Below are 9,236 nucleotides of genomic sequence, written 5' to 3'. Positions count from 1 at the left end.
TGAAATCCGGGCTAAATCTTCTTTTTGTGGTGGTCATTTATTCACCTGATCTTCGTTGAGAGTGATAATATCACTCAAAATCAGGTGGCCAAATTCACTATGCCACTACACTACCCGCAGATTCACGCTAGCACTAGTGCGCACCACCACGTTTTATAAACACCGTCCGCACAATCAATGTAAGCATGAAAGCGCTCATAGCAAGTTCCGCCGCATAGGTCGCAACCACCGCGCCATACAATCCCCAAAGTGGAATCAGCCATAGATTGAAAGCGACATTGAGCACCGCACCGAAAGTTAGGACTATCACACTCTCTCGCTGCCGTCCGCTGGCGCCAAGAGCCGTTTGCAAGAAACGTCTTGGGGTCACCAGCAACGGCAACCATGCCAGCCAGCGCAGCACCTCTACGGCAGGCGCATAGTCTGCCCCCAGCAACACGGGTAACACTGGCGCAAACGCATAAAGCGCTGTCGTCATGACCAATGCGTACACCAGAGGCAAAGGCAACACATGCAATGCATAGCGAACGGCACTGCGCACCCCACCGCTACCAGCTTGAAAGAAACGTGGCGCAGCGGCAGCAAAAAATGAGGTCAACGGTACGTCCGCTATATCCACGAGGCGATAAGCGGCAGAGTAGGCACCAACCGACTGCAAGGAGGCAAAACGAGCGAGCATAATCTTGTCGATGTCCAGATATACCTTCTGTGTCACACCAACGACAGAGAAAGGCCAACCATCTCTTATTGCGCGGGCGAGGCCGTGCCACTGGAACCAGACAACCAAGTCGAAATCACGCTGTAACTGCCAAAGCGCATAGCCTGCTGAGGCAGCGGCGGCCAGTAGGTAGGCTACCCCCCATATATCCAATGGCCCCAACAACGGCGATAGGAGCATAAACGGCAGCATCAGCGCAGCAGCGAGCCGCGGCAAAACTTGGACAAGTACCAAGCGTGCTGCACGACCGATGCGTTCGAGCCCCTGATAGGCCTGTACTGCAGCCAGCACGAGCGGCGCGAACACAATTTCTGCGACTCCAATACAGGCGATGACTCCCCGAGGAATCTCGTTGGGCAGTATCACCCAAGCCAGCAGCAAGTAGATAATCAACACTAACGGTGCAGTGACTAGCAGCGCGGCGAGGGTACGCCCCCAGCTATCGGAGAACAGCCTGGGATCGCGCGCCGTGTCACGCAGCATGATCATGGATACGCCCAGACCGACAAAACCTCCAAAGGTCATTGCCAAAGCGAGCACTGCCGAATAGGCACCGTAAGCCTCGACACCGAGCACACGGGTGACTATAAAAAAAACTCCCACCTGGCCAAGCATGCGCAAACCCATGCCGGTGGTCATGGCGAGAGTGCCCTTGGCTAGGTTACCGGGCCGCCAGGCGAAAAGGTGTCTAAGACCAGTCATCAAGCTCCCATGGCAGCAGCATTTTAGCTCAGGACAGTACATCAGAGCATGCAACGGATGGCATCAATCGCTCTTTGACATACAGGTTGAAGTTTATCACTTATCTTTATACATCAAGGCGGTAATTTGCTCAGACACCAACCCAACCAAAAAAATCTGTACCGCAGAGACCATCAACAAAGCAGACATATTGGTAAAGGTGCCCATTTCCAGGTATGTGTACAAGTAACGACCAAGCCCCAAAAGGAAAGATAGAACCGCAATCGGCAAAAACACCTTCAGCGGTGAATACAGAGTTGCCACCTTGAAAATAATAAGCAGAAAACGTACCCCATCCCTGAGCGGCCGAATATGACTCTTCCCGGACCTCTTCTGAACTTTTATTGGAGCATAGCGAACAAGGTAACCACTTCTAAAAAAAGCCATGGTACTTGTGGTTGGATACGAAAACCCATTGGGCAAGAGATCCAAGAAATGCCGGAATTTTTCAGCTCTTACCACACGAAAACCAGAGGTCAAGTCATCAATTTTATAACCAGTAACAAAGCTTGCAAATCGATTGTAAAAAGCATTGGCCAAATGACGCCCCGCATTCGCCTGACCACTTCCATCACGAGCCCCAACGACCATATCAGCACCATCACCCTCCAAGATGGCCAAAAGCCTTGGGATATCCTCGGGCTGATGCTGGCCGTCAGCATCCATAAAAACCACCAGATCCCCACTAGCCTCGCGAAATCCGCGCTTTATCGCCGCACCATTGCCCATGCTGTGCGGGTGCCGGTAAACCCGGGCACCATGAGCTTCTGCCACCTCCCCCGTCTCGTCATCGGAACCATCATCTACAACGATTAGCTCATCGTACTCTCCCCAAGCTACCAGGCGAGGTAGCCACTTTCTGAGATTGTCAGCCTCGTTTTTTGCTGGAATTACGATACTTAAATTAACCTTTTTCTTCATTTGAGAGCAGCCTTACAGTTGCTTCTGATCCGATCCAGGAGAAACACAAACTCTCTTTGATAATATTCCCTAGCCGGGCCTGATAGACTGCCATTAAAAATAACAGCATCCTTAAACTGACTCGCCAACCCTAAAGCAGCCTCACAATGCCCATCTGACGCCAGAATAGCTATTGCCTGCATAAATACACCCACCTTGGGCCTTAACGAAATCGCTCGCGCGAAATAGTCACTCGCTTCAACAACTTTATTTTCGTGGGACCGAACCCTTCCCAAAAAATAGTACAACTGATGACGAAACCCACCAGACTCTATGGCCGTGGAATTATCCAGAAGCGCCACGATGAATTGGCTCGCATAGTTCAGATCCAGCGCCGGGCATTCCCGCCCCCTTGCAGAGCCGATAAAAACTTCCATTAAGTTTGTCAACTTTGGGTTAAACGGCGCTTCCCCCGAGATGCTAACCAACAACTCTTTATCCTTCTCGATATCTCGTTCTAATGAACACTTAACTAGAATCCTATGCATCAATAGAGCATGACTGCCAGGATGAACTGCATACGCCTTATCAAGTAGGAATAGAGCCTCCGCATGGAGCCCAGCTTGCGTCAAAGCGATTGCCGCAGAGCGCTGAGCCCTAATGGATTCCGGTGCCTCCTTGGCCCACGCCAAAGCCAAGGAAGCATGGCTACTCCAAAGGTCAACCCGAACAAGAAGAAGTAGGACTACGACCATGCACAACACAGAAAGTACGACAGGTTTCAGCCACCTCCCAACCTTCATGAACGCCCAAGCAACTGGCACAAATAAAAATACTGATGGGAGGTAATTCCGGTGTTCGAAGTACAACTCCAGACCAATAGCCGTGGACTCCACCAAGTGACCTGCCAAATAAAACATAAATGCAAAGGAAAACAATGGCCATGTTTTTCTCTGCAAAATAGAAACAGCGCCAAGCAATACAATTCCGACCACAGAAAAAATGGTCGATGGCGGAGATATCAATGATGTTGAAACACGATACCCATCATGAAACAAACCACGCTCTGTTCCTTGAAACGTAAACAGGTGGAACAAATACTCCCAGAGAATTCGGCACTCTGTAATCAATCGCTCATAAGGTGAAAATCCTCTGGAGGGCCAATCGGAAAAGAGACCATTCTTTAACGGAACATATGTCAAATATGCAAAGATACATAGCGTCGGCAGCTCCAGGAAAACGAACTTCCATAAGCGCCTCAGCTGTGCCGAGTTTGCATAGATAGTCAACTCCAGGACCAAGACCAGAACCGGCAGCAGAGCGCCGTTTTCCTTGCTCAATAAGGCCAGCCCCCCCCAAAAGCCCAGTCCAAACGTCATTCCCCAATAGGCAAGGGCCGGCTTCGAATTGACAAAAGAGCGGAAGTAAACATGACTCAACAGCCCGGCCAGCACAAAAGTTGTGGCAAGCATCGCCATTCTCTGAACGACATAAAGAACTGTTGACACAAATAAGGGATGGAACAGCCATAAGAAGGCAGCCAGAAACACGATCGGAAAGCGCTGCCGATCAGAAATCGAGAGAGACTTTTGATCTAGAATTCGGTGCAATAACCAGAACAGCAGACAACCATTCAAGGCGTGAATTAGGATATTGGTGTACTTGAAACCGCCGGGATTCGAAGGCCAGCCATTATCGTCGATCAGAAAGCTGAGTAATGCGAGAGGACGCCCTGTTGGACCGCTGTCTCCCTGCGACAGATATAACCAAAGACTTTCCCAATCATCGATACCGCCATAGGCACCCAACGCGTCCAGATTGGCAAAATCATCAAATAGAAAAGGGCCTCCCACACCTCGCAAGTATAAACTTACTACCAATAGTACTGTCAGCGGCCACAACAGAGGCACGGCAAGAGAATAGAAAACAGCTTTACTCTTCATCCACTAAAAAAGCCGCCTCGGAAAACCGGGGCGGCTTTATACCTACTAGCTCAACTTAAGCACGGCATTCCGAGGGCAGATACTTGTCGTCAATGGTACCTTTCTTGCAGACCCAATCAATGGAACCCGCATTGGTCACAGGGCTCATAGAAAGCGTTTTACCTTGAATCGCCTCAGCAACTCCAGCAGATGCCATTTTTGCGGTAATCACACCGTTAACCACCTCAACTTCCTGGACATTGTCGCCTTTTACATCAGCTTTCGCAGGAATGCCTTTAGAACCGCTATCCGCATCGTCAAACTTGCCTTCAGTGGTATAAATTTCCGTGACAGTACTTTTCAGCCCACCCATCAAATTTACCGCTTCGGTAACCTGGGCACGAGCGGTGTAGTCCTGGTAAGCCGGCAACGCCACCGCAGCCAGAATACCGATGATCGCAACCACGATCATCAATTCAATAAGAGTAAAACCCTGTTGCTTTTTCATTGTAACCGTCTCCATACAGACTTTTGGTTTGGTGAATCCCGTAAGGGAGAGCATCCCGTGAGGAAGTCGCGGAACAAGATACAAGCTTTGTGCCAATTGTGGCAAGCGCGAAAATCCCTCCCAGCTGAACGAATGGGAGGTAAGTCACATCGGGAGCGCCTGTTAATTAACCACCCACTTTCGCCAGTTGCTTTCCGGCTCACTTGCTGACAAAAAGTGTCAGATGCTGACAGACTTAGTACTACCCGAAACAAACTGTTTTCCGCCTGCCTGACCGCGCCCACTCCCCTCATACGACGAGATGCAGGGCGGGAACCTCAGGGGTTTGGCTGTGGCATTTGATTTCGCTATATTGGCGGGATTGCGTGGTGTTCGCCCCTTCGGATTCGCCTGCAAGCAGGCTCCTACAGGTGGGGAACCGGGGCGACACGCAGCAGAAGATCAAAAAATAAGCAGACACTATCGCAGCGGTACCATTTCCTATGAGCGTTAGCCAACTTTCCGGCCTGGCCAAACGGCTGGTGGCCGACCAGGTTCTCGACGAGTCCACGGCCATCTCCGCCACCAAGGCGGCCAAGCGCGAGAACCAGACCTTTGCCCAACACGCGGTGGAGGCCAAGCTGGTCAAGAGCCGCGAGTTGGCCAGTATCGCCTCCCTGGCATTCGGCTCGCCGCTGTTTGATCTGGGCAGCTACAACTTCGATCTGATCCCCAAGGACGTAGTTGACGAAAAACTGATCAGCAAGCACTTTGCCCTGCCGCTGTACAAGCGTGGCAACCGGCTGTTCGTCGCGGTCGCCGACCCCACCAACCTCGCCGGGCTGGACGAGATCAACTTCAACACCGGCCTCAATACCGAGGCAGTGCTGGTGGAGGCGGACAAGCTGGCCAAGGCCATCGAGAGCTACCTCTCCGATAGCACTGATATGGGGGCCGGTCTCGAGGGCATGGACGACGAGGAGCTGGATTCCCTCGACGTGGAAGGTGGCGAAACCGAGCGCAGGGATGACGACGACCTGGGCGGCGACGAGGCCCCGGTTGTACGCTTTGTAAACAAAGTGCTGCTGGATGCGATCCGCACCGGCGCCTCGGATATCCACTTCGAGCCCTACGAAAAGAGCTACCGGGTGCGCTTCCGTACCGACGGCGTGCTGCACGAAGTGGCCAAGCCCCCGATACAGCTGGCCACCCGCTTGGCCGCGCGCCTGAAGGTGATGTCAAAGATGGATATCTCCGAGCGGCGGGTACCCCAGGACGGCCGTATCAAGATGAAGCTGTCCAAGACCAAGGCGATCGACTTCCGGGTCAACAGCCTGCCGACGCTGTGGGGCGAAAAGATAGTACTGCGGATTTTGGACCCCTCCTCCGCCAAGCTCGGCATCGATGCACTGGGCTATGAGGACGATCAGAAGAAGCTCTACCTGGACGCGCTGGCCCAGCCCCAGGGCATGATTCTGGTCACCGGCCCCACCGGCTCCGGCAAGACGGTCTCCCTCTATACGGGCTTGAATATCCTCAATACGCCGGAGCGCAATATCTCCACCGCGGAAGATCCTGTGGAAATCAACCTGGAGGGTATCAACCAGGTCAATGTTTCGCCTAAGGTCGGATTGAACTTCGCCGAGGCCCTGCGCTCCTTCCTGCGCCAGGACCCGGACATCGTGATGGTGGGTGAGATCCGCGATCTGGAGACGGCCGAAATCGCGATCAAGGCCGCGCAGACGGGCCACCTGGTACTCTCCACCCTGCACACCAACTCGGCGCCGGAGACACTGACCCGCTTGATGAATATGGGTGTGCCTTCATTCAATATCGCCACCTCGGTCAGCCTGATCATCGCCCAGCGCCTGGCGCGGCGCCTGTGCAACGAGTGCAAAAAGCCGGCCACACTGCCGGAGGAAGTGCTGAAGGAGGAGGGCTTCGATGCGGTGACGATTCCGAAAAATGAGTGGGATATCTACCAGCCGGTGGGCTGTGAGCACTGTAGCAAGGGCTACAAGGGCCGCGTGGGGGTCTATGAAGTAGTTCGCATCACCGACGGCATCTCCAGAATTATAATGGAGGGCGGCAACTCGATTCAGATTGCCGACCAGGCGCGCAAAGAGGGATTCAACAATCTGCGCACCTCGGCGCTGCGCAAGGTGGTGATGGGTATCACCAGCCTGGAAGAGGCGAACCGGGTTACCAAAGATTGATGCATCCTTAACTGATGGGCACGTCGCTTCGCTCCTTTGCCCATCCTACGGGTGCGGAAAAGCGAACAAGTAACTTGTAGGATGGGCAAAGCGCAGCCTGCCCATCACGTTGACGAAGCAATAACAAAACGGGAACAACCATGGCCAATGCCGCAGCGGTCACCTACGTCTACAAGGGAGTAGACAATAAAGGCAACAAGGTCGAAGGAGAGATCAACGGCACCAGCCCGGCGCTGATCAAGGCGCAACTGCGCCGCCAGGGCATTATTGCCAACCGGGTACAGAAAAAGCCGAAACCACTCTTTGGTGGCAACAAGAAAGTCAAGCCGGCAGATATTGCCCTTTTTACCCGCCAGATGGCCACGATGATGAAGGCCGGCGTACCGCTGGTGCAGAGCTTTGAAATTGTCGCCGACGGCCTGGACAATCAGGGCGTTAAAGACCTGGTTTTCAAGATCCGCGACGATGTCGCTTCCGGTACCGCCTTTGCCGATGCGCTGCGCAAGCATCCTCTCTATTTTGACGATCTCTTCTGTAACCTGGTGGCTTCCGGTGAACAGTCCGGTGCGCTGGAAACGATGCTGGACCGAATCGCCACCTATAAGGAAAAGACCGAGGCACTGAAGGCCAAGATCAAGAAGGCAATGACCTATCCGATTGCGGTGATCGTCGTCGCCATCGTGGTGACCTCTATACTGCTGATCAAGGTGGTTCCGCAATTTGCCGAGACTTTCTCCAGCTTCGGCGCCGATCTGCCGGCATTCACCCAGATGGTGGTCGGCATGTCGGAATGGATGCAGGCCAACTGGTTTATCGCGTTGATTGCCGTTGTCGTCGGTATTGGCGGCACCCTAGAGGCGAAAAAGCGCAACAAGAAGGTGGCCGAATTCTTCGACCGCCTGATCCTGAAGCTGCCAATTCTCGGCCTTATCACCTACAACTCGATTTCCGCACGCTATGCGCGCACCCTGTCCACGACCTTTGCCGCCGGTGTGCCGCTGATCGATGCGCTCAAGTCCGTCGCCGGAGCTACCGGTAACAGCCTTTACGAAGAGGCCACTTTAAGGATCCGCGACTCCGTCGCCACTGGTATCCCTCTGAACGCGGCCATGCGCTCTTCGGGCCTCTATCCAACCATGCTGGTACAGATGACCGCGATCGGTGAGGAGTCCGGCGCACTGGATGAAATGCTCGGCAAGGCGGCGGATTTCTACGAAGAAGCCGTTGACAATATGGTGGACAATCTGACGACCCTGCTGGAGCCGATGATTATGGCCGTGCTGGGTATTCTGGTCGGCGGGCTGATGATCGCCATGTATCTGCCGATTTTCCAGCTGGGCCAGGTTGTATAAGCGCAATGGTTGAAACGCTACTCTCCTACCAAGCGCTGCTCCTGGGCAGCGCTTTTGTTTTAGGCCTGCTGTTAGGCAGCTTCCTGAACGTAGTTATCTACCGCCTCCCCATCATGATGGAGCGGGAATACAAACGCGATTTCTACAGCTATTTCGGCACCAAGCCGGATCCGGCCGAGCAGAAGGCGCTGGACGAACCCTTCAACCTGATCCTGCCCCACTCCCACTGCCCCAACTGCGATGCCGAAATCAAGCCCTGGCACAATGTGCCGCTGGTCAGCTACCTGCTGCTGGGGGGCAAGTGCGGCTTCTGCGGCACCGCCATCTCCAAGCGCTATCCACTGGTGGAACTGGTGACCGGGCTGCTGACCGCGATCGTCGTCTGGCAGCTGGGCTTTAGCTGGCAGGCGCTGGCCGGCTGCGGGTTTACCTGGGCGCTGGTGGCGCTGACCGGTATCGACTTCGACAAGCAGCTGCTGCCGGACGGCATCACCCTGCCGCTGCTGTGGGCCGGGCTGCTGATCAACCTCTGGGGCGTCTTCGTGCCGCTGGCCGACGCGGTGATCGGGGCCATGGCCGGCTACCTGGCGCTCTGGTCGGTGTTCCATATCTTCAAGCTGGTGACCGGCAAGGAGGGTATGGGGGCCGGGGACTTCAAGATTCTCGCCGCGATCGGCGCCTGGTTCGGGTGGCAGATGTTGCCGCTGGTGATACTGCTGTCCGCGGCCGTCGGCGCCGTGGCCGGGCTGAGCTGGAGTGTGATTGCCGGCCGGGACAGGAATCTGCCGATCGCATTCGGGCCCTATCTGGCCGGGGCCGGGTGGATCGCGATGCTGTGGGGGGATCGGATAGTGGGCTGGTATCTTAATTATTCCGGGCTGGGTTCGTAGCGCGGTTGTG

The 9,236-nt window shown here is 54.4% G+C and carries 7 protein-coding genes; 3 read left to right on the top strand and 4 right to left on the bottom strand.

Annotated elements, in window-relative coordinates; translation table 11 throughout:
- Positions 1–133 precede the first annotated feature (133 nt).
- The 4 genes from ACXAF3_RS14625 to ACXAF3_RS14610 form a co-directional block, all read right to left on the bottom strand.
- The gene (locus ACXAF3_RS14625; RefSeq protein ID WP_475113055.1) at positions 134–1,420 is read right to left on the bottom strand and encodes an oligosaccharide flippase family protein; all 1,287 of its coding nucleotides are present in this window, start codon (positions 1,418–1,420) and stop codon (positions 134–136) included.
- Between the two features lie 96 nt (positions 1,421–1,516).
- Positions 1,517–2,380: a glycosyltransferase family 2 protein gene (locus tag ACXAF3_RS14620; protein WP_475113054.1), complete on the bottom strand. Its 864-nt coding sequence runs from the start codon at positions 2,378–2,380 to the stop codon at positions 1,517–1,519.
- Positions 2,377–4,302, bottom strand: a complete 1,926-nt coding sequence (locus ACXAF3_RS14615; RefSeq protein WP_475113053.1) for a hypothetical protein — start codon at positions 4,300–4,302, stop codon at positions 2,377–2,379. The genes ACXAF3_RS14620 and ACXAF3_RS14615 overlap by 4 nt, the downstream gene beginning before the upstream one ends.
- A gap of 55 nt (positions 4,303–4,357) precedes the next feature.
- Positions 4,358–4,789: a pilin gene (locus ACXAF3_RS14610; protein WP_475113052.1), complete on the bottom strand. Its 432-nt coding sequence runs from the start codon at positions 4,787–4,789 to the stop codon at positions 4,358–4,360.
- 482 nt (positions 4,790–5,271) lie between these two features.
- Between ACXAF3_RS14610 and pilB the strand changes: the two genes are divergently transcribed.
- From pilB to ACXAF3_RS14595, 3 genes are all read left to right on the top strand, one after another.
- A complete protein-coding gene (gene pilB, locus ACXAF3_RS14605) occupies positions 5,272–6,984 on the top strand; it encodes a type IV-A pilus assembly ATPase PilB (protein ID WP_475113051.1) in 1,713 nt (570 codons plus the stop codon).
- 140 nt (positions 6,985–7,124) lie between these two features.
- Positions 7,125–8,336 (top strand): type II secretion system F family protein, encoded by a 1,212-nt coding sequence (locus ACXAF3_RS14600; RefSeq protein ID WP_475113050.1) that lies wholly within the window; start codon positions 7,125–7,127, stop codon positions 8,334–8,336.
- Between the two features lie 5 nt (positions 8,337–8,341).
- Positions 8,342–9,226 (top strand): prepilin peptidase, encoded by an 885-nt coding sequence (locus tag ACXAF3_RS14595; protein ID WP_475113049.1) that lies wholly within the window; start codon positions 8,342–8,344, stop codon positions 9,224–9,226.
- Positions 9,227–9,236: the final 10 nt, after the last annotated feature.

Source organism: Microbulbifer sp. ABF4_143 (assembly GCF_056160225.1).
The sequence above is the reverse complement of the archived record's forward strand: the minus strand, read 5'-3'. Positions and strand labels throughout refer to the sequence as shown.